We start from the raw sequence: 21788 nt of genomic DNA on the forward strand, positions 1-21788 counted from the left end.
TTTAACATCACATGCACCCGGCGATAACCATAGTGCACACGTGTTGCAGCGATCTCCTTGATGCGCATCGTCAGCGCTGCGGCGTCGCGTCCTCTGGATTTGTATCTGTAGACCGAGAGTGACATGCGAAACAGGGCGCACGCCTTACGCAGACTGGCGCGATAACGATCACGCAAATCGTCTACCAAGGATCGCTTGCGTGAAGGCTTTAGAGCTTTTTTGATAGCACATCCTGCAACATCACCTTGTCCAGGCTGAGATCTGCGACCAACTTCTTGAGCTTGGCATTCTCTTCCTCAAGCTGTCGCAGTCTGCGCAGTTCTGATGGCCCCAAGCCGGCGAATTTCTTCTTCCAGTTGTAGAAGGTAGCTTCACTGATCCCCATCTTTCTGCAGACCTCTTCAACCGATGTGCCTAGCTCGTTCTGTTTCAGCGCAAATGCGATTTGTTGCTCGGTAAATTTGCTTTTCTTCACGACATGACTCCTGTTTCATCTAATGAAAAATCACGTCGGAAATTCTACTTTTAAATGCGACTGTTTATTGGGGTACGGTCACCACCAACAGGCACGAGAAAGTAAAACATTCTTGACTTAAGTATCCAGTCGGATACAATTCAAACATGTCTGAGATTTCACTCTCGAACGTCTTTAAAGACTGGCTTCAGGATTTACGTGATGTTCAAGGGAAAGCTAAAATCCTGACCCGCATCAGATCAATCAGTCTCGGTAATCTTGGAGACGTTAAAGCAGTCGGCGAAGGCGTTAGCGAACTACGCATTCATTGCGGTCCGGGTTACCGCATTTATTTCACCCGGCGTGGCAAAGCGTTGATATTACTGCTGGTAGGCGGCGACAAATCCTCGCAGAGGAAGGACATCAAGCTTGCCAAACAGATGGCGAAAGCACTAAAGGAGTGAAACATGAAGCAAACATTTTCGCCATTCGACGCTGCGGAGTTTCTCGATAGCGATGAAATCATCGCAGCCTATCTGACCGAAGCGCTGGCAGACGACAATCCTGATGTATTTATTGCGGCGCTGGGCGACGTCGCGAAAGCGCGCGGGATGTCGCAAATTGCCAAGGACGCCAAGCTTGGCCGCGAGAGTTTGTACAAGGCGCTCGCCCCCGGCGCCAAACCGCGCTTTGAAACGATCGCCAAACTGATCAAGTCGCTCGGTGTCAGAATCGCAATCCTGCCCACCGCTCACTCAGAAGCAACCACACAGTCATAAAGCAGCAAGCTCATTGCACCGTATAAATAAAAAATCCTCCCCGCTTGAATACAAGCGGGGAGGATTTTCGCGTGTCGACTTAAGGCTTATTGCGCGGCAGCCAGCTTCTGCCAGGTATCGATCACCGAATCCGGATTCAGCGAAATCGATTCGATACCCTGCTTCATCAGCCATTCTGCAAAATCAGGATGGTCCGATGGCCCCTGACCGCAAATGCCGACATACTTGCCCTTGGCGATACAGGTCGCGATGACCTTCTCCAGCAGAGCCAGGATAGCCGGATCGCGCTCGTCGAAATCGGCAGCCAGCAACTCCATGCCGGAATCGCGATCCAGGCCCAAGGTCAGTTGGGTCAGATCGTTGGAGCCGATCGAGAAGCCGTCGAAATATTCCAGGAACTGCTCTGCCAGAATCGCGTTCGACGGCACTTCGCACATCATGATCACGCGCAAATCGTTTTCGCCGCGCACCAGGCCGTTCTTGCCGAGCAGGCCGATGACTTTTTCCGCCTGACCCAGGGTCCGCACGAAAGGCACCATGATCTCGACATTGGTCAAGCCCATGTCGTTGCGCACCCGCTTCATCGCCTGGCATTCCATTTCGAATGCTTCGGCAAAGTCGCTCGCCAGATAACGGGCAGCGCCACGGAAACCGAGCATTGGATTTTCTTCATCCGGTTCGTAACGCGAACCGCCGATCAGCTTCTTGTACTCGTTCGACTTGAAGTCGGACAAGCGCACGATCACTTTTTTCGGCCAGAATGCGGCGGCGATGGTGGCAATCCCTTCGGCCAGCTTGTCGACGTAGAAAGCCTTCGGCGATGCATGGCCGCGAGCCACCGATTCCACCGCCTTCTTCAGGTCGGCATCGATGTTCGGATATTCCAGGATCGCACGCGGATGCACGCCGATATTGTTGTTGATGATGAATTCCAGACGCGCCAGGCCGACGCCGCCGTTTGGAATCGATTGGAAATCGAAAGCCAGTTGCGGATTGCCGACATTCATCATGATCTTCAACGGCAACTTAGGCAGTTCGCCACGCGCCACTTCGGTGACTTCGGTTTCCAGCAGGCCGTCATAAATCTTGCCTTCATCGCCTTCGGCGCAGGAGACGGTCACCAGCGTGCCGTCTTTCAGCACATCGGTAGCATCGCCACAACCGACTACCGCCGGCACGCCCAGCTCGCGCGCAATAATCGCGGCGTGGCAGGTACGGCCGCCACGGTTGGTGACGATCGCCGAAGCACGCTTCATCACCGGTTCCCAGTTGGGGTCGGTCATGTCGGCCACCAGCACATCGCCAGGCTGCACTCTTTCCATTTCGGAAGCGTCATGGATCACGCGCACCGGACCGGCGCCGATTTTCTGGCCGATGGCGCGGCCGTGGGTCAGCACATTGCCGATGCCCTTGAGTTTGAAACGCTGTTGGGCGTCGGTCGATTTTTCTTGCGACTTCACGGTTTCCGGGCGCGCTTGCAAGATGTACAACTTGCCGTCGCGGCCGTCCTTGCCCCATTCGATATCCATCGGGCGCTCATAATGTTTCTCGATGATGGCGGCGTATCTGGCCAGCTCGACGATCTCGGTATCGTTCAGCGAATAGCGGTTACGCAGCTCGATAGGGACATCGACCGTCTTGACCGAACGGCCGGCCTTGGCTTCGCCGGTGAATTCCATCTTGATCAGCTTGGAGCCGATGTTGCGGCGGATGATAGGCAGCTTGCCCTGCTCCAGCATCGGTTTGTGGACGTAGAACTCGTCGGGATTCACTGCGCCCTGCACCACCGTCTCGCCCAGGCCGTAGCTGGAGGTGATGAACACCACATCCTTGAAGCCGGATTCGGTATCCAAGGTGAACATGACACCGGCGGCGCCGACATCGGAACGGACCATGCGCTGGACGCCGGCCGACAACGCTACTTCGGCATGGGTAAAGCCCTTGTGCACGCGATAAGAGATAGCGCGATCGTTGTACAGCGACGCGAATACATGCTTCATGGCTTCCAGCACGTTGTCGATGCCGACCACGTTGAGGAAAGTTTCCTGCTGGCCGGCGAATGACGCATCCGGCAAATCTTCAGCCGTGGCCGAAGAACGTACGGCAAACGACATCTCGCTGGAAGAATCCTCGACCAGGCGTTTGTAAAAGGCGTGAATCTCCTGTTCCAGGCGCGGCTGGAACGGCGTTTCCACTATCCATTGACGGATCTCGGCGCCGGCTTGCGCCAATGCCCGCACGTCGTCAATGTTCAGGGTTTCCAGGCGCTCGGCAATCCGGTCGGCCAGCGGCGCGCCGCCATTGGCGCTGTGCGACAGGAAATCGCGGAATGCCTGCGCAGTGGTAGCAAAGCCGCCCGGCACCCGCACTCCGGCGCCGGCCAGCTGGCTGATCATTTCACCCAGTGACGCGTTTTTGCCGCCGACGGAATCGACATCCGTCATCCGCAGGTTTTCAAAGGAGATGACGTAAGCCGCCCCCTGGGTAGCACCCATCTGTATTGCATTGGACATAACAACCTCTAGTTTGATGATAAGAAATCTTCACAATTGCCTTCGCCGCCCTTGGCTTTTTGTTATTCTTCGTCAGGTAGCTTCAAATATTCAGTTGGCTGCCATTTTATGCCAATTTGGCTTCCAAAGGCGTACAAGGCAGCAGCACCTTTAGCTAGAGTCCGCGCTCCGTTAAAAGTTTCTGCGCCTCTATGAGCGCTAGCGCGCTTCTTGAGCGCTGCCTGGTTTGTGTGCTTTTTTATTTCATCATTTTATTTTTGACAACATTATGCTAGATGCTGCTCCTGCCCCGCTGGTTCCTGCCAATCGCACCGTATTTTTTGTCTCCGACGGCACCGGCATTACCGCCGAAACTTTCGGCCATTCCGTGCTGACCCAGTTTGATCTGCGTTTCAAGCAGGTGCGCCTGCCTTTCATCGATACCCTGGACAAGGCATACGACGCAATCCGCAAGATCAACGAAGCTTGCGTGGCGGACGGCAAATTGCCCATCGTGTTTTCGACGCTGGTCAAAGCCGACCTGTCAAAAGTCATCCAGCAAGCCAAGGCGATGCATATGGACCTGTTCCAGACTTTCGTCGAACCGCTGGAAAAAGAACTGGAAGTCAAATCCACCCACACCATCGGCCGCAGTCATAACACCGCCAACACCGACGAATACAAGAACCGGATCGAAGCCATCAATTTTTCGCTGGCGCATGATGATGGCCAGTCGCACAAGAACCTGGCCGACGCCGATGTCATCCTGGTCGGCGTATCGCGCTCTGGGAAAACCCCGACCAGTCTTTATCTGGCCATGCAGTTCGGCGTCAAGGCCGCAAATTATCCTTTGATTCCGGAGGATTTCGAACGCGACAAATTGCCAAGCGGCCTGATGCCGTTCAAGCAAAAGATTTTCGGCCTGACCATCGCTCCCGACCGCTTGTCGGAAATCCGCAACGAACGCCGTCCGGGCAGCAAATATGCCGCGCTGACAAATTGCCGTTATGAAGTGAATGAAGCGGAAAAAATCATGCGGCGCGAAGGGATACGCTGGATGTCGTCGACCACCAAATCGATTGAAGAAATCGCGGCAACGATTTTGCAGGATATCAAGCCGGATCTCCGGACGTTCTAAGCATAGACACAGGCAGCTGGCTTGCTTAGTTAGTCCAGCGACTGCCGCAGTTGCTCAAAAAAACATACCGCCGCTGCGGCGGCAACATTCAACGACTCCATCTGGCCACGATGCGGAATCACGACTTGCTGACTGGCCAGCTGCAGCAAATCTTCGGCAACCCCCTGCCCCTCATGGCCAAACAGCCACGCTAACGATCCACTCAGGTCGACCTGATAAATACTTTGCGTGGCATACGAACTGGTGGCAAGCACCGGTATCTGCGCCGCCGCCATCAACGCCGCCAGATCGACGCCCTCAAAAATATCCAGTATGAAATGAGCGCCCATCCCTGCTCGCAGAACTTTGGGCGACCAGGCAGATGCGCTGCCTTCGGAACAATAGATCTGCCTGATGCCGGCAGCCGCGGCGCTACGCAAGATGGAGCCGAGATTTCCCGGATCCTGCAAATTGTCGAGCAACACGGCGGACTGCGTCAATCCTGCCGGCGCGGCTGCCTTCGGTGTTTCAATTACAAACAGCAAACCGACGCCATGCTCAACCTGGCTCAACGCCTGATACAGGCCATCCGGCAGCACCACGCATTGCACTGTGGCGGCCTGGCATTGGCGGATCACCGCGGCTGCCTCGGCATGCGTCAGCGCAGAAGCGCTGGCGACACACAATATGGGCTTGGCGCCATGCTGCAAATACGCTTCGGTTAAATGAATCCCGTCCAGCAAAGTCCGGCCGGCCTTACGCCGCTCGTGGGTGCTGGTCGCCAGCTGCTTTAATTCTTTGTACAAGGGATTGGCAGACGAGGTAATGCTTTTCATGCCGCCGCCCCATCGGGATGCGCTGCCAGCAAAGCCCGCACCGGCGCATAAGACTTGCGATGCACCGGCGACACGCCGTGCAGCCGCAGCCGCTCCATATGCAATGCGGTCGGATAGCCTTTATGCTGATCGAAAGCGTAATGCGGATATTGTTCGTGCAGCACCTGCAGCGCGGCGTCGCGCGCTGTCTTGGCCAGAATCGACGCGGCGGAAATAGCTTGCACCTTGTCGTCGCCCTTGATGATGGCCTCGGAGCGGATGCTGAGTTGCGGACAACGATTGCCGTCAATCAGCGCCAGCGTCGGCAACATGGCCAATCCCTCCACCGCGCGCCGCATCGCCAGCATGGTTGCCTGCAATATGTTGAGGCTATCGATTTCCGCTTCGGAGCATTCGGCAATCGCCCAGGCCAGCGCATTGGCCTTGATTTGCTCAGCCAGCGCTTCGCGCCGTTCGGCAGTCAGTTTCTTGGAGTCGCGCAGGCCGCTAATCGGCCGCGCCGGATCGAGTATCACAGCGGCAGCAAACACCGGTCCGGCCAGGGGGCCGCGGCCGGCCTCGTCGACGCCGCAAATGATTTCGCCGTCGTAGGTAAAGAGAGAGAGATTTGGATCAGATGGGGTCACGGCATTCCATAAAATAGGTGCGCCAGATCAGGCCGGCGGAAAACCAGAATCAGCGTCGATGCTGCTTATTATTTTGCTCAATCACCTGCAGCACGGCTTGCGCACTTTCATTGGCGGTGTCGCGCAGCAAGGCGTGATGCATCTCGGTAAAGCGTTGCCGCAGCATCGCCTGGTGCGCAGGGTTTTCCAATTGCATCCAGAGCGCATCTGCCAACGCTTGCGGTGTTGCATTGTGCTGTAAAAGCTCCGGCACCAGGAATTCACGGGCCAGGATATTCGGCAAGCCGATCCACGGCTGGTAACTCATATGCCGCAGGATTTCCCAAGTGGCGCGCATCATTTTGTAGGCGATCACCATGGGTTTCTTGTACAGGGCAACTTCCAGCGAGGCCGTGCCAGAGGCCACCAGCACCGCATCTGCGGCTGCCATCGCCGTGTGCGACTGGCCATCCAGCAACTGGATAGGCAGGTCCTGCAAACCGGCCTGGCTGACCAGCTCGCTAAAGAATTTGCGTTGTTTCTCGCCCGCCATGGGTGCGATGAAACGCATGCCGGGATCGCGCTGCGCTAATATTTTTGCAGCTTGCACAAAGGCGATCGTATTGTGTTTCAGCTCGCCCATGCGGCTGCCGGGCATGATCGCCACCACGCGGCCAGCGGCTGGCAAGCCAAGCGCGCTGCGCGCCGCGGCAACATCCGGCACCATCGGAATCACTTGCGCCAGCGGATGGCCGACATAGGTTACCGGGATCCCGGCTTTGCGATAGATCTCTGCTTCAAATGGAAAGATGACCAGCATGTGCGACGCCGCACGCGCGATCTTCTTAATACGGCCACCACGCCAGGCCCAGATCGAAGGACCGATGAAATGCACCGTTGGGATACCTGCCTGACGCAACTGCGCTTCCAGGCCGAAGTTGAAATCCGGCGCATCAACCCCGATAAACACACTCGGCTTTTCCGCCAGCAGGCGATCGCGCAGGGCGATCTGGATGCCCTTGATTTCGCGGTAGTGAGCAAGCACTTCGAACAAGCCGTTGACCGACAGTTTTTCCATCGGCCAGTCGCTGACAAAACCATATTCAGCCATCTTGGCGCCGCCGATGCCGTACATGGGCGCATCCGGCAAATGCGGACGCAAACCGGATAACAGGCGGCTGGCCAGCAAATCGCCGGAGGTTTCTCCGGCGACCATGGCGATTGCTACATTGGAGTCAGTGCCCGCCATATCAGCGGATGATGCCACGCGTGGAGGCAGCAATGAAATCGCGCATCAGCCTCAGATGCGCAGCGGACTCAGGTGTTTTCAGTTCTTCCTGTGCCAACACGGCCATGGCGTCTTCCAGCGCCAGGCCGGATCGATAAATGGTCCGGTAAGCACGCTTGATCGCCATGATCTGCTCACTGCTGAAACCACGGCGCCGGAGGCCTTCGCTATTGATCCCCGCCGGTTCGGCACGGTTGCCTGCAGCCGTCACGAATGGCGGAATATCCTGGCTGACGGCAGCGGTGAACGCCGTCATCGCATGCGCGCCGATGCGGCAAAACTGGTGCACAGTGGTAAAACCGCCGAGCAGCACCCAGTCGCCTATATACACATGTCCGGCCAGCGTTGCGTTATTGGCGATCGTGGTATTGCTGCCGATCTGGCAATCATGCGCCACGTGAACATAGGCCATGACCCAGTTGTCGTCGCCGATACGGGTGACGCCGCCGTCCTGCACGGTGCCCAGATTCAGGGTGACAAATTCGCGGATGGTGTTGCGGTCGCCAATCTCCAGACGGGTTGGCTCGCCGGCGTATTTCTTGTCTTGCGGCACAGCGCCAATCGATGCGAACTGGAAAATCGAATTGTCGCGTCCGATCGTGGTATGCCCTTCGATCACGGCGTGCGGGCCGATCTTGCTGCCGGCGCCGATGGCGACATGCGGGCCGATCACGGCATAAGCGCCGACTTCCACGGAACTGTCGAGGGCCGCCTTGGGATCGACGATGGCGGTAGGGTGAATGCGCGTCATCGGATCACTCTGACGGACTGGCTTCCACCACAGTCGCAGCTACGCCGGGGCTGACAGCGGTGCGCATGGTGCACATGAATTCGGCTTCTACCGCCATTTCGCCGTCGACGCTGGCGACCGCCTTGTATTTCCAGATGCCGCGCACTACGCGCACGATCTCGACCTGCAGCTTGATCTGGTCGCCAGGCTCTACCGGGCGGCGGAAACGTGCTTTGTCGATGCCAAGAAAATACACTACGGTATTTTCATCCGGCTTGCGGCCTTCGCTCAGGAACGACAGCAAAGCGGCGGTTTGCGCCAATGCCTCGATGGTCAAGACGCCAGGCATCACCGGTTTGTTGGGGAAATGGCCGTTGAAAAATTCTTCGTTGATAGTGACATTCTTGATCGCAGTAATCGACTTGCCACTTTCCCAATTCAATACGCGATCAACCAGCAACAGCGGATAACGATGCGGCAGGTAAGTTTTGATCTGATTGATATCTAGCGTTTGGCTTGGACTATTCATTATCTTTTTCGGTAAGCTGTTGCGGGAACTGTTTCATGGATTTTTCCAGAGACCGGATTTTCTCACGCATTGCATTCAGATTGCGTACCAAAGCAGCAGATTTTTCCCAATCGCCGTGTTTCGCAATCGGATAAAAACCGGTGTATTGGCCCGGCTCGGTAATCGAGCGCAATGCCAGCGTACCCGCTGACACATGCACATGATCGACGATGGTAATGTGGCCATGGATCATCGCCGCCCCGCCTATCGAGCAATATTTACCGATTTTGGCGCTGCCGGCGATGCCGGCGCAAGCTGCAATCGCAGTATGGGCGCCGATATGGCAGTTATGGGCGATCTGGATTTGATTATCCAGCTTGACCCCTTCTTCAATCACGGTATCGGCCAATGCGCCACGGTCGATGGTGGTGTTGGCGCCGATTTCGACGTCGTCGCCGATCAGGACCCGGCCGGTTTGAGGAATCTTGATCCAGACCCCGCCGTCATTGGCAAAACCGAAACCATCGGCGCCGATCACCACACCGGAATGGATAATGGCGCGCCGGCCGATCTGGCAGGCGTCATAGATCGTGACATTGGGATACAGGCAACTTCCTGCGCCGACGCCGACGTCCCGGCCAATCACACAGCCTGCCTCGATCCGGACATTTTCGCCAATCGCAGCGCCGGCGCCGACCACCACGTTGGCGCCAATGTAAGCAGTCGGTGCGACATGGGCGGCAGGATCGACATGCGCTGCCGGATGAATTCCGGGAGCGACAGGAATAGCCTTTTTTGCAGAAAAGAGCTGCGCCGCCCTTGCAAAATAGGCATAGGGATTAGCAGCGACAATACGTGCGCCGTGATAATCGGCGCCGACCACAGCATCATCTGCCGCAGACAAAATGATAGCCGCCGCCTGCGTTTGCGATACCTGGGAACGGAACTTGGGATTGGACAGAAAGGTGATCTGTGATGCGCTGGCGTCGCTCAGTGGCGCGATGCCGGATACCTGGATATCCGCATCACCGATCAATTGGCCACCCAAGCTTTCGACCAATTCTTTTAGCCGAATGCTCATACTGTGGCCTTAACAGAATTTGTTATTTATTAAGAATCTTCAACACTTTGTCAGTGATATCGATACGCGGGCTGACATACACCCCGCCTTCCTGGAACACCATATCGTATTTTTCCGCCTCGGCAATCTGCTTGATCGCCTTGGTCGAACGTTCCAGCACAATCGCCAGTTCTTCGTTGCGACGCTGGTTCAGATCTTCGCGGAACTCACGTTGTTTGCGTTGAAAATCCTTGTCCAGATCGCTCAACTCGCGTTGGCGCTTGATCCGCTCGGATTCCGAAATCACCGCCGAATCCTTGTCCAGCTTGTCTGCCATGCCTTTCAAGCGGGCAGCCAGATCTTGCAGATCTTTGTCACGCTTGGAAAACTCGGCTTCGATTTTGGTTTGTGCGGTCTTGGCCGGCGTCGCTTCGCGCAAAATGCGCTCGCTGCTGACGAAGGCGATTTTCGACCCTTCTTCAGCATGCACCGCTGCGGCCGACAATAAGCACATTGCCAGCAAACCAGCCGATGGCAATGATGTAAAAGTTTTAATTAGAGATTTCAACACTATTCTCCGCAATTCAAATGATGCAACTTGTGCATTATGCCATTCTTGCCAGGATCTGCAATCATGCAGCATCCCGACGATTTAGAAACCGGTGCCGAGCTGGAACTGGAACGACTGCTGCTTGTCGGTCGGCTTTGCGTTCAAAGGCTTGCCGTAACTGATTTTCAACGGACCGATAGGCGATACCCAGCTCAAACCGATACCGGTAGAGTAACGCAACTCGCTCAACTGCATCGGCGACTTGTCGGCATACACCTGGCCGCCATCGAGGAAGGTGAACCAGCGCAAGGTGCGATCGTTGCCGGAACCAGGGAACGGGAATTGCGCTTCCAGATTACCGAACAAGCGTGACGCGCCACCCATCGAATCGCCGTACTGGTCGCGGTTGGTGCCAACACCCAGGGTCGAGCCTTCAAAACCGCGCACGGTGCCGATACCGCCGGCATAGTAGTTCTTGAACACTGGGAACGGCTTGCCGCCGATGCCGCGGCCATAGTCGATTTCACCGTTCGCGGCCAGAGTCACAGCATTGCTGAACAAGGGCTGGAAGTACTGGTGCTGATAGCTTGCGCGGTAATAGCGCAAGGTACCGACCGCGGAAACTTCAAGTGTGGCGCGCTGGTAACGTCCTTTGGTCGGCACCAGTGCGCTGTCGCGGCTATCGCGCTGCCAGGCTGCCGTCAGCGGGAAACTGTTGGTAGTTGCATTCGACGGGCTGGAGAGCACCTTGTAACCCAGGCCGCTGTCGACCAGTTGGCCGTTACCGAAGTCGCTGACATATTGCTGATAAAGCAGCGGGCTGGAGGCGTCGGCTTTCACGTTGGTGTTTTCCACACCGACGCCGAAGAACACCGTGTCCAGTTCCGAGAACGGCACGCCGAACTTGATATCGCTACCGATGGTCCGCACCTTGTAGTCGCCGGTGGTGTACTGCGATGGACGCACGGTACGGTAGTAGACGTCGTAGGTACGGCTGATGCCGTCATCGGTAAAGTAGGGATTGGTTTGCGACAGCGCAACCACCCGCGAGTAGCTGCTGGTATTGACATCCAGGCCGATGGTATTACCGCTGCCGAAAGCATTCTGCTGCTGGATCGAACCGGACAAACTCAATTTATCTGTCTGCGAAAAACCGGCGCCAACCTGGATATTACCGGTCGGCTTCTCGGTGACCGCCATGTTGATATCCACCTGATCGGAAGTGTTCGGCACTTCCGGCGTTTCGATGGCGACGTCCTTGAAATAGCCAAGGCGGTCAACCCGGTCGCGCGAAAGCTTGATCTTCGAACCGTCGTACCAGGAATCTTCAAACTGACGGAATTCGCGGCGCACCACTTCATCGCGCGTCTTGGTATTGCCGGCAACGTTGATATGGCGCACGTACACGCGCTTGCCAGGATCGACCAGAATGGTAAACGCTACTTCTTTGGTTTCGCGATTCAAATCCGGATTGGCGTTGACGTTCGCAAACGCATAGCCGAAATTACCCAGCCGCTCCGACATCTTCTTGGTGCTGTTGTTGAGCTTTTCGCCGTTGAAGACGTCGCCCTTTTTCAGCTCCATCAGCGCGCTGAGTTCGCTCTCACGGCCAAACATCTCGCCTTCCATCTTGATGTCGGAAACCTTGTACTTCTCACCTTCATTGATATTGACGGTGATGTAGATATCTTTCTTGTCCGGGGTGATCGAAACCTGAGTCGACTCCACTTGCATTTCGATATAGCCGCGATTCAGGTAATACGAACGCAAGGTTTCGATATCGCCCGACAATTTCTCTTTCGCATACTGGTCCGCCTTGGTGTACCAGGTAAACCAGCCCGGCGAACGCAGTTTTATCTGATCGCGCAGAGTGCTGTCGGAAAATGCCTTGTTGCCGACGAAACGGATTTCCTTGATGCGCGATACTTCGCCTTCGTCCACCGCAAACGTCACGTTGACCCGGTTACGTTCGATAGGCGTGACGGTAGTAGTCACTTTCATGCCGTACAGGCCGCGTGACAGATATTGTTTCTTCAATTCCTGCTCGGCGCGATCGACCTGGGCTTTATCGAAAATGCGCGATTCGCCAACGCCGATTTCCTTCAATGCCTTGGTCAACTGGTCTTTATCGAATTCCTTGATGCCCGAAAAATCGACGCCGGCAATTGACGGCCGTTCTTCCACCATGACCACCAGCACGTCGCCTTCGGACTCGACCCGGACATCCTTGAAGAAGCCGGTTGCATACAGAGCTTTAATCGCTGCAGTCCCTTTCTCATCGGTGAAGGTCTCACCGACACGCACCGGCAGGTAACTGAAAACGGTACCCGCCTCGGTACGTTGAATCCCCTCGATGCGGATATCCTTGACCACAAACGGCTGTACCGCCAGCGCTTGGCCCGAACACAGGGCAAAGGCAGCAGCAGCAATCAAACGACGGGGAAGAATCGACAAAGGGAAGTGCTCAGAATGTAATTTCATTAGCGATCGTTTTTTATCAATGTCCTTGCCTGCCACGATTGTCAGACAAGAGAGCAGAACTTAAAATATGAGCCGAACGATGTCGTTAAACATGGCGACCATCATCAACATCATCAGAATACCGATACCCGCGCGCTGTGCAATTGCACCAACCCGCTCAGGAATGGGGCGTCCAGTCAAAACTTCCAGCGAATAATACAGCAAATGGCCACCATCTAGAACCGGAATGGGCAGCAAATTCATGACGCCCAGACTGATGCTGATGAAGGCAATAAAGCTCAAATAGCTGAATGCGCCGATACGCGCAGTCTGGCCTGCGTAGTCGGCAATGGTGATAGGACCGGTGATATTTTTCCAGGAAACCTCGCCAATCACCATTTTACCCAACATCTTGAGGGTCAAGATACTGCCGTCCCAGGTCCGCTGGGCGCCCTTGGCCAGCGCTTGCAGCGGCGGGCTGCTGATCAGGATCATTTCCGGCGCCATAGGCATTTCGACTTTAATCAGGCCGATTTGCCCATTTTTGCCGGCTTGCGCTTGCGGCGTCACGCTCAAAGTGAAGCTATTGCCGTTTCGCAGACCAGCAATACTCAGCGGCTTGCCCGGCGATGCATTGACCTTATCGACGAAAGCGACGCCGTCGGCAACCGGCTCACCGTTGACGCTGGTGATCAGATCGCCTTCGCGCAAGCCGGCCTGCATGGCAGGGCCGCCCGGCAGAATTTTGCCCAGCACAGCCTTGGCGCGCGCCAGCTTGATGCCTAATTTGCCAAGATAATCGCCTTCAAGATCCTTAGCGGTCAAGCCGCCTATCGGCAAATTGACCGTATCAAGCAAATTGCCGCCCGAAGGGCCGGGATTTGGCTTGCGGATATCGAGCTTGATCGGCGTCTTGTCGATAACTCCCTGCATCACTTTCCAGCGCAACTCGGACCAGGCCTGGATCGCTTCGCCGTTCACCGCTGTAATTAATTCGTCGCCGCGCAAACCTGCCTGATAGGCTGCAGTCTGTTCGGCGACGGCGCGCACTCTTGGCGTCGGCTCCATTTCGCCATAACTGTACAAGCCGGCAAATAATAAAATGGCAAGAACGAAATTGGCGAGCGGACCAGCGGCCACGATCGCCATGCGCCGCCATACCGACTGGTTGGTAAATTCGCGCTTCAGTTCTTGCGGCGACAAACCGCTCACGTCTTGCTCGCGAGCATCGAGCATCTTGACGTAGCCGCCCAAAGGCAGAATCGAAATAGCCCATTCGGTCTGATCGGGACCAAACCTGCGCGAGAAAATGATCTTTCCCATCCCCACCGAAAAGCGCAGCACCTTGACGCCGCACAAACGCGCGACCCAATAATGGCCAAGCTCGTGGATGATGACCAGCGAGCCGAGTGCGACAACAAATGCGAGGAGTGTTTGCAGGAAGGCCATTACGTACTATGCGATCAGGAAAGAGTGAAGCGTTTGACGCGCGAGAAGATCCTGCTCAAGCAAGGAATCGATATCGCTTACCGCGCACAGCGGCAATTTATCCATGGTGCGCGCTATCAATTGATCGATCATGCGAAACCCGATTTTTCCCTCTAGAAAAGCTTGGACAGCGATTTCATTCGCGGCGTTCAATATTGTTGCAGCCGAACCACCGGCTCGCAATGCATCATACGCGAGTTTCAAACAAGGAAAGCGCTGCAGGTCGGGCCGGCTGAATTGTAACTGCCCGACCACGGTCAGATCGAGCGGATTGACGCCGGACGCCATCCGCTCCGGATAAGCAAGCGCGTAGGCGATCGGGGTACGCATATCGGGGTTGCCCAATTGCGCCAGGACCGAACCGTCAACATAAGAAACCATCGAGTGAATCACGCTTTGCGGATGAATCACCACCTCGATCTGTTCAGCCGAGGCGCCGAACAGCCAATGCGCCTCGATTACTTCCAGGCCCTTATTCATCATGGTCGCGGAATCGACCGAAATCTTGCGCCCCATGACCCAGTTCGGATGGGCAATCGCTTCTTCTGGCGTGACGGAACCCAGCGTCTCCACCGCCCGGTTCAAAAACGGGCCGCCGGATGCGGTCAGCAAGATCTTCTCGACCCCAAGCGCGGCTGGCTGGCGCTGATAATCATGCGGCAGGCACTGGAAAATCGCGTTGTGCTCGCTGTCGATAGGCAACAGCAAGGCGCCGCTTTGCTTCACCGCATCGATAAACAACTGGCCCGACATGACCAAGGCTTCCTTGTTCGCCAGCAGGATTTTTTTGCCGGCCTTGGCGGCTGCCAAAGTCGGCGCCAGACCTGCAGCCCCGACGATAGCCGCCATCACCGTATGACAGGCTTCGGCACTGGCCACCTGGCATAGCGCCGCATCGCCGTACAGCACTTCAATCGCAGGCGCTTTGTCCCGCAGCAAGGCGCTCAACTGCTGCGCCGCGGCAGCGCTGCCGACCACCGCCAGCTGCGGCTTGAAGCGCAGGCATTGCTCCGCCAGTTGTTCGACCCGGCTGTGCGCGGTCAGGGCATATACCGAATAGCGTTCAGGATGACGCGCCAGCACATCCAGCGTCGACATGCCGATCGAACCGGTGGAGCCGAGAATAGTAATATTTTGCATACGACCTAAAACCAAAAACTTAATAAGGCGGCCACGGGCAATACCGGGATCAGCGCATCGACGCGGTCCAGCACACCGCCGTGACCAGGCAGCAGATTACTGCTGTCCTTGACGCCGGCCCGGCGTTTCAGCAGCGATTCGAACAAATCGCCGGCGACACTGGCGGCTACCAGCACTGTGGTTGCCGCCAGCAATCCAGCCCAACCCCAGCTAGCCAGCAAACGCATCGGGAAAGTCTCGGCCAGCGCTGGCGCCAGGCTAAACCCGAATACCATGATCAGCACTAGAATCCAGCCGCCGAGCGCCCCTTCCCAGGATTTGCCAGGAGAAATCGAAGGCGCCAGCTTGTGCCGGCCGAATGCCTTGCCGGAAAAATAGGCGCCGATATCGGCTACCCAGACGATCACCAGGACCGACAACAGATACAGCGGCGACTGATGAAACAGCACCACAATCGCCAGGAAGCAGCCAAAAATCGCGAGGGCGTAACTGCCGGCAACCAGCCGATTGCCAAGGCTGGTCAAGGGCGGCAGACCCAGGCCCAACGCCGGCACAAAGCGCAAACACCAAATTGCCACGCAGAGTACAAACAGTAAACGAATATTGGGGCCGCTGCCGGTGTACATGATGGCGGCAAACAAGGCCAGGGCAGCCAGCCCCCAGGCCAGAGCGGCTTTGGCGGAAGCGCCGAAGATCCTGGCGCTTTCCCAAATGGCTGCGGCAAAAAAGAGTGTCGAGACGACGACGAATGCGGGGAAATAATTGAAGTACAAAATCGGCAGCAAGACTGCCAATAACAACAGAGCCGTGATGACACGCGTTCTTAACATCAGGAAGCCTGTTCCAGCAATTGCGCGCTGGTGCGTCCAAAACGGCGCTCTCGTTGCTGATAGGAGGCAATCGCCTTGTCCAGCTCTTCGGCGCCGAAATCCGGCCAGTAGGTGTCGGTAAAGTAGAGTTCGCTATACGCCAGCTGCCAAAGCAGGAAATTGGAAATGCGTTGCTCGCCGCCGGTACGAATAAACAGATCCGGCTCAGGCGCATAGGCCATGGCCAGGTGCTGCGCCAGTTCCTCTTCGGAAAACGCGGCAGCATCTTGGCCTGCCGCTCCGCGTGCAGCCAGCATTTTTTGCACTGCCTGCATCACATCCCAGCGGCCGCCGTAGTTGGCGCAGACGGTGACAGTCATGGCCGTGTTGCCGGCTGTCTTACGCTCAGCGTTATCGATCATTTGCTGCAGCTTGTCATCGAAGCGGCTTAAATCGCCGACCACTTTCAGACGAATGCCGTTGGCGTGCATCTTACCCACTTCACGCTCCAGCGCCACCATGAACAAACGCATCAGCAACGACACTTCGTCGGCCGGCCGGCGCCAGTTTTCCGAGCTGAAGGCGAACAGCGTCAGATATTCGACACCGCGCACAGCGCAGGCTTCGACCACCGCGCGCACTGCTTCAACGCCCTTGCCGTGGCCGGCGACACGCGGCAAAAAGCGGCCGGTCGCCCAGCGGCCGTTGCCGTCCATGATAATGGCAACGTGCCGTGGCACGGTTGAGCTTGCCGGCAGCGATTGCGTGGAACTTGTATGGGCCATAGATAATGAAATAAGAAAATGGAGAGCGGCAGATCGGCAGCACTTACACCGTCAGGATCTCTTTTTCTTTATCGATCACTTGCTTGTCGATTTCAGCCACGAACTTGTCGGTCAGTTTCTGGATCTCATCCTGAGCACGACGTTCGTCGTCTTCCGAGCATTCCTTGTCCTTGACCAGCTTCTTCAAGCCTTCGTTAGCGTCGCGCCGGATATTGCGAACTGCAATTTTCGCATCCTCGGCCTCACCCTTGACCAGCTTCACCATTTCCTTGCGGCGCTCTTCCGTCAGCGGCGGCGTCGGCACCCGGATCATTTCGCCTTGGGTGGATGGATTAAGGCCCAGATCGGATTCGCGGATGGCCTTCTCGACCACTGCAATCATTTTCTTTTCCCAAGGCTGTACGCCGATAGTACGCGCATCGATCAAAGTCACGTTGGCAACCTGGCTCAGATTGGTTGCGCTACCGTAGTAATCCACCATGATGTGATCGAGAATCCCGGTGTGGGCGCGGCCGGTACGTACTTTCGCCAGATCGGCGCGCAGAGTCTCAAGCGACTTTTGCATTCTTAGATCGGTATTCTTTTTAACGTCAGCAATGCTCATGCTGCTCTCCTCTTCGAAAACGAGTGATTTTTAAATTGAGTAATACTTAACTTATTCAATACAGGCAATCTGCACAAGCTATTTGCGCAATTATTGCAAATTACATAAATAATTTAAACGTGCACCAATGTTCCTTCATCCTCGCCCAAAATGACACGCCTCAACGCGCCCGGCTTGATGATGGAAAACACCTTGATCGGCAGTTTCTGGTCGCGGCACAGAGCAAACGCTGTGGCATCCATGACTTGCAGATGCTTGGTGATTGCCTCATCGAAAGTGATGTGCGAATAACGCGTTGCCGTTGGATCTTTATTTGGATCCGCGCTATAGACGCCGTCAACCTTGGTCGCCTTCAAAACGATTTCCGCGCCGATTTCCGAACCGCGCAATGCCGCTGCAGTGTCGGTGGTAAAAAACGGATTACCGGTACCCGCTGCAAAAATGACAATTTTATCTTCTTCCAGATATTGCAGCGCTTTAGGCCGCACATAAGGCTCTACTACCTGTTCGATGCTGATTGCCGACATCACACGGGCAGTGATGCCAACCTGGCGCATGGCGTCTGCCAACGCCAGCGAATTCATCACCGTCGCCAGCATCCCCATATAGTCGGCGGTGGCGCGATCCATGCCCTGTGCACCTGGCGCCACGCCGCGGAAAATATTGCCGCCGCCGATCACGATCGCCAGTTCAACGCCTAATTTGGCCACTTCGGCAACATCCGCAACCATACGCTCAATCGTTGCACGATTGATGCCATAGGCGTCGTCGCCCATCAGAGCCTCACCGGAGAGTTTCAGGAGAACACGCTTATAAGCTGGTTTTGTCATGGTCTGGGCCCCTTGTGGCTTTCCGATTGATATATGTGTATTAGTCAATGCCTGGCTGAAGGACTGCAGCGCCATTGTCAGGCCAAACTGCAGCAAAATCCACTATCAGCGCGATTTACAATGCTCAGCGCCGACTCCTGCGACTTTCCACTGCCCGGGTTACGGAGCAGCGATTCAGCAAGGCATTCCTTAGTCCTTGGCTCGCGAAGAAAATTCCTCAGAGCCAAAAAAACGGGCCTTTCGGCCCGTATTCTTGCTTACGCCTGCTTGGCCGCAGCAACCGTCGCTGCAACTTCTGCAGCGAAGTCATCTTGTTTCTTCTCGATGCCTTCACCGACCACAAACATGGTGAACGACTTAACGCTGGTATTCGTTGCTTTCAGCATTTGTTCAACAGTTTGCTTGTCGTTCTTGACGAAAGTCTGATTCAGCAAGGAAACTTCCTTCAGGAATTTCTGCACCGAACCTTCGATCATCTTGGCCGCGATATCCGCAGGCTTGCCGGATTCAGCCGCCTTCAGAGTGGCTACCGAACGCTCTTTCTCGATCAGTTCGGCAGGCACCTGGTCCGACGACAGGGAAACCGGCTTCATCGCCGCAATGTGCATGGCCACGTCTTTACCGACTTGTTCGTCAGCGCCGTCGTAGTCAACCATCACGCCGATACGTGTGCCGTGCAGGTAAGAAACCAGCTTGGCGGCAGTATCGAAACGTGTGAAACGGCGAATCGACATGTTCTCGCCGATACGGCCGATCAAGGCGGCACGAACCGTCTCAACGGTGCTACCGTCGAGCGGCAGAGCCGACAAGGCAGCGACGTCGGCCGGATTGTTTTCTGCAACCAGCTTGGCGCAAGCATTTGCCAAAGCCAGGAAATCGTCGTTCTTGGTCACGAAGTCGGTTTCGCAGTTGACTTCCACCAGGGCGCCAACGCCGCCGGCGATATACGCTGCAACCACGCCTTCGGCGGTCACGCGGGAAGCGGCCTTGGAAGCCTTGCCGCCCAGTTTCACGCGCAGAATTTCTTCTGCTTTGTCCATGTCGCCGGCCGCTTCGGTCAACGCTTTTTTGCATTCCATCATAGGCGCATCAGTCTTTGCGCGCAGTTCGCCTACCAGTGCTGCTGTAATTGCCGCCATACTATTCTCCTAACAGTTGGCGCTGTGCCGGTGATCCGCGGCTGCCGTGCAGTGCAAGGGCAGTCCATTCGACAACCGGCTTTCCAGCGCCATCATTCAAAATATATTCAGGTATAAATTCGGGTAAAACACAAGCAAGTGATACAAAAAAAGGGGCAACCACGCCCCCTTTTTATTCTGAAGTATGAGACCTCAGATTGAAGGCTTAAGCCTGGTCGTTAACTTCAACGAACTCATCGCCGGCGCCGCCCTTGATAGCTTCGACCACGTCGTTGACTGCATTGGCACGGCCTTCCAGGATCGCATCGGCAACGCCGCGAGCGTACAGGGCGATTGCCTTGGACGAGTCGTCGTTACCAGGGATAACGTAAGTCACGCCGTCTGGCGAGTGGTTGGTATCGACCACGCCGATAACCGGGATGCCCAGTTTAGCGGCTTCAGTGATTGCGCCCTTGTGGTAGCCGACGTCGATCACGAAAATTGCGTCAGGAATGCCGCCCATGTCCTTGATGCCGCCGATAGCTTTTTGCAGCTTGACCAGCTCACGCTGGAACATCAGGGCTTCTTTTTTGCTCAGCTTCTCAACCGAACCGTCTTCGATCGAAGCTTCCATTTCCTTCAGGCGCTTGATCGATGTCTTGATGGTCTTGAAGTTGGTCAGCATGCCGCCCAACCAGCGCTGGTCAACGAAAGGCGAACCCGAACGTGCTGCTTCAGCAGCAACGATTTCGCGTGCTTGACGCTTGGTGCCGACAAACAGGATGTTGCCGCGGTTGGATGACAATTGGCGGATGTACTTCATCGCCTCTTGGTACATGCCAAGGGTCTTTTCCAGGTTGACGATATGAATCTTGTTGCGGTGACCGAAGATGAACGGCGCCATCTTTGGGTTCCAGAAACGGGTTTGGTGACCGAAGTGGACACCGGCTTCCAGCATTTCACGCATTGTTACTGACATAATTTTCTCCAGGGTTAGGTCTGGAACCCGCTCAGTCACCGCAGTTGCCAGCATTGCAGCCGGACAAAAACAGCACCCTTTTCGAGCGGATTCGCGCTTTTAAAACCGATTTTCAAACATAAAATAGACAACTCAAACATCGAGATAGCCGAATAGCGATTCGAGCTAACCTAAGATTGTACCCCAAAACCCCAGACTTCTTCAAGCGCCGCGAGGCATATCTTTAAGCGCATCTCCTTAGCCTCGTTTATAATCGTCTCTTGACTGAATCCAGGCGTTTTTTGCCTCTTTTTCTAAAGAATTCACCGAATTTTCTCGAATTTCCCATCTTATGACCTCTATCTCCATTAAAACCGCCGAAGATATTGCCGGCATGCGCATCGCCGGCAGGCTTGCCTCGGAAGTGCTCGATTACATCACGCCGTTCGTCAAAGTCGGCGTTACCACCGGCGAGCTGGATCGCCTGTGCCACGAGTACATGACAAATGTGCAAGACACCATCCCTGCCCCGCTGAATTATTGCCCACCCGGCTATACGCCCTATCCGAAGGCCATCTGCACCTCGGTTAATGACGTTATCTGCCACGGCATTCCAGGCGACAAGGTATTGAAAAGCGGCGATGTCGTGAATCTCGACATCACCGTCATCAAGAATGGCTACCACGGCGACACCAGCCGCATGTTTTATGTCGGCGAGCCCTCTATCATGGCCAAGCGCCTGGGCGACATCACCTATGAATGCATGTGGCTTGGGATCGCCAAGATCAAACCCGGCGCACATCTGGGCGATATCGGCTATGTGATTCAACAGCACGCTGAAAAAGCCGGCTACAGCGTAGTCCGCGAATTCTGCGGCCACGGCATCGGCAAGGTATTCCACGAAGAGCCGCAGGTATTGCATTACGGCCGCCCCGGCACGCTGGAACGGCTGGAAGCCGGCATGATTTTCACGGTCGAGCCGATGATCAACGCCGGCCGCCGCGATATCCGCGAAATGGGCGACGGCTGGACCATCAAGACCAAGGATCGCAGCCTCTCCGCACAATGGGAGCATACGGTGCTGGTCACTGAAACCGGCTACGAAATCCTGACCCAATCCGCGGGCACGCCGCCACCGCCTGCCTTCATTCAACAAGCGACCGCTGCCGCGTAGTTG

Annotated in this window: 21 protein-coding genes and 1 pseudogene; 4 read left to right on the forward strand and 18 right to left on the reverse strand. The window is 55.8% G+C overall.

Annotated features, from left to right (window positions below; all coding sequences use genetic code 11):
* A pseudogene (locus tag KHU33_RS13890) lies at positions 1-475 on the reverse strand (transposase); the annotation flags it as partial.
* Positions 476-621: 146 nt separating this feature from the next.
* On the opposite strand from KHU33_RS13890, the gene KHU33_RS13895 reads away from it, so the two are divergent.
* Both KHU33_RS13895 and KHU33_RS13900 read left to right on the forward strand, forming a co-directional pair.
* Positions 622-918 (forward strand): type II toxin-antitoxin system RelE/ParE family toxin, encoded by a 297-nt coding sequence (locus KHU33_RS13895; RefSeq protein ID WP_211463868.1) that lies wholly within the window; start codon positions 622-624, stop codon positions 916-918.
* Between the two features lie 3 nt (positions 919-921).
* A complete protein-coding gene (locus KHU33_RS13900) occupies positions 922-1233 on the forward strand; it encodes an addiction module antidote protein (protein WP_211463876.1) in 312 nt (103 codons plus the stop codon).
* A gap of 86 nt (positions 1234-1319) precedes the next feature.
* On the opposite strand, the gene ppsA is transcribed toward KHU33_RS13900, so the two are convergent.
* Entirely contained in the window at positions 1320-3677 is a 2358-nt protein-coding gene (gene ppsA, locus KHU33_RS13905; protein WP_230414264.1) for a phosphoenolpyruvate synthase, read from the reverse strand.
* Between the two features lie 337 nt (positions 3678-4014).
* Here ppsA and ppsR point away from each other — a divergent pair, with 337 nt between their 5' ends.
* Complete coding sequence (gene ppsR / locus KHU33_RS13910) at positions 4015-4863, forward strand: posphoenolpyruvate synthetase regulatory kinase/phosphorylase PpsR (protein WP_211463878.1); 849 nt, start codon at positions 4015-4017, stop codon at positions 4861-4863.
* Between the two features lie 29 nt (positions 4864-4892).
* Here the strand turns inward: ppsR and KHU33_RS13915 are convergent, their stop codons facing one another.
* The 16 genes from KHU33_RS13915 to rpsB form a co-directional block, all read right to left on the reverse strand.
* A complete protein-coding gene (locus KHU33_RS13915) occupies positions 4893-5678 on the reverse strand; it encodes a TrmH family RNA methyltransferase (RefSeq protein WP_211463880.1) in 786 nt (261 codons plus the stop codon).
* Positions 5675-6304: a ribonuclease HII gene (gene rnhB / locus KHU33_RS13920; protein ID WP_211463884.1), complete on the reverse strand. Its 630-nt coding sequence runs from the start codon at positions 6302-6304 to the stop codon at positions 5675-5677. Before rnhB ends, KHU33_RS13915 begins: the two co-directional genes overlap by 4 nt.
* 49 nt (positions 6305-6353) lie before the next feature.
* Entirely contained in the window at positions 6354-7499 is a 1146-nt protein-coding gene (gene lpxB / locus KHU33_RS13925) for a lipid-A-disaccharide synthase (RefSeq protein ID WP_230414262.1), read from the reverse strand.
* A 34-nt stretch (positions 7500-7533) separates the two neighbouring features.
* A complete protein-coding gene (lpxA, locus tag KHU33_RS13930) occupies positions 7534-8322 on the reverse strand; it encodes an acyl-ACP--UDP-N-acetylglucosamine O-acyltransferase (RefSeq protein WP_211463885.1) in 789 nt (262 codons plus the stop codon).
* A gap of 4 nt (positions 8323-8326) precedes the next feature.
* Positions 8327-8830, reverse strand: a complete 504-nt coding sequence (gene fabZ, locus KHU33_RS13935; protein WP_211463886.1) for a 3-hydroxyacyl-ACP dehydratase FabZ — start codon at positions 8828-8830, stop codon at positions 8327-8329.
* Complete coding sequence (gene lpxD / locus KHU33_RS13940; protein WP_211463888.1) at positions 8823-9890, reverse strand: UDP-3-O-(3-hydroxymyristoyl)glucosamine N-acyltransferase; 1068 nt, start codon at positions 9888-9890, stop codon at positions 8823-8825. The genes fabZ and lpxD overlap by 8 nt, the downstream gene beginning before the upstream one ends.
* Positions 9891-9912: 22 nt before the next feature.
* Complete coding sequence (locus KHU33_RS13945) at positions 9913-10383, reverse strand: OmpH family outer membrane protein (RefSeq protein WP_211463932.1); 471 nt, start codon at positions 10381-10383, stop codon at positions 9913-9915.
* Between the two features lie 138 nt (positions 10384-10521).
* Positions 10522-12900 carry an outer membrane protein assembly factor BamA gene (gene bamA, locus KHU33_RS13950; protein ID WP_211463890.1) on the reverse strand — a complete coding sequence of 793 codons (2379 nt, stop codon included), beginning with the start codon at positions 12898-12900 and terminating at the stop codon, positions 10522-10524.
* Between the two features lie 60 nt (positions 12901-12960).
* A complete protein-coding gene (gene rseP, locus KHU33_RS13955; RefSeq protein ID WP_211463892.1) occupies positions 12961-14328 on the reverse strand; it encodes an RIP metalloprotease RseP in 1368 nt (455 codons plus the stop codon).
* Positions 14329-14334: 6 nt separating this feature from the next.
* On the reverse strand, positions 14335-15507 hold the full coding sequence (ispC, locus tag KHU33_RS13960; protein WP_211463893.1) for a 1-deoxy-D-xylulose-5-phosphate reductoisomerase: 1173 nt from the start codon (positions 15505-15507) through the stop codon (positions 14335-14337).
* 5 nt (positions 15508-15512) lie between these two features.
* On the reverse strand, positions 15513-16337 hold the full coding sequence (locus KHU33_RS13965; protein WP_211463894.1) for a phosphatidate cytidylyltransferase: 825 nt from the start codon (positions 16335-16337) through the stop codon (positions 15513-15515).
* Positions 16337-17101 (reverse strand): polyprenyl diphosphate synthase, encoded by a 765-nt coding sequence (gene uppS, locus KHU33_RS13970; protein WP_211463895.1) that lies wholly within the window; start codon positions 17099-17101, stop codon positions 16337-16339. Before uppS ends, KHU33_RS13965 begins: the two co-directional genes overlap by 1 nt.
* 43 nt (positions 17102-17144) lie before the next feature.
* The gene (frr, locus tag KHU33_RS13975; RefSeq protein WP_211463896.1) at positions 17145-17705 is read right to left on the reverse strand and encodes a ribosome recycling factor; all 561 of its coding nucleotides are present in this window, start codon (positions 17703-17705) and stop codon (positions 17145-17147) included.
* Positions 17706-17818: 113 nt separating this feature from the next.
* Entirely contained in the window at positions 17819-18535 is a 717-nt protein-coding gene (gene pyrH, locus KHU33_RS13980; protein ID WP_092396456.1) for a UMP kinase, read from the reverse strand.
* A 257-nt stretch (positions 18536-18792) separates the two neighbouring features.
* Positions 18793-19674, reverse strand: coding sequence for a translation elongation factor Ts (tsf, locus tag KHU33_RS13985; protein WP_211463897.1), 882 nt, complete (start codon positions 19672-19674; stop codon positions 18793-18795).
* 205 nt (positions 19675-19879) lie between these two features.
* Positions 19880-20632: a 30S ribosomal protein S2 gene (rpsB, locus tag KHU33_RS13990; RefSeq protein ID WP_211463898.1), complete on the reverse strand. Its 753-nt coding sequence runs from the start codon at positions 20630-20632 to the stop codon at positions 19880-19882.
* A 331-nt stretch (positions 20633-20963) separates the two neighbouring features.
* Here rpsB and map point away from each other — a divergent pair, with 331 nt between their 5' ends.
* Positions 20964-21785 carry a type I methionyl aminopeptidase gene (gene map, locus KHU33_RS13995; RefSeq protein WP_211463900.1) on the forward strand — a complete coding sequence of 274 codons (822 nt, stop codon included), beginning with the start codon at positions 20964-20966 and terminating at the stop codon, positions 21783-21785.
* Positions 21786-21788: the final 3 nt, after the last annotated feature.

The sequence above is a fragment of the Collimonas silvisoli genome (assembly GCF_018305005.1).
Taxonomy (GTDB): Bacteria; Pseudomonadota; Gammaproteobacteria; order Burkholderiales; family Burkholderiaceae_D; genus Collimonas; species Collimonas silvisoli.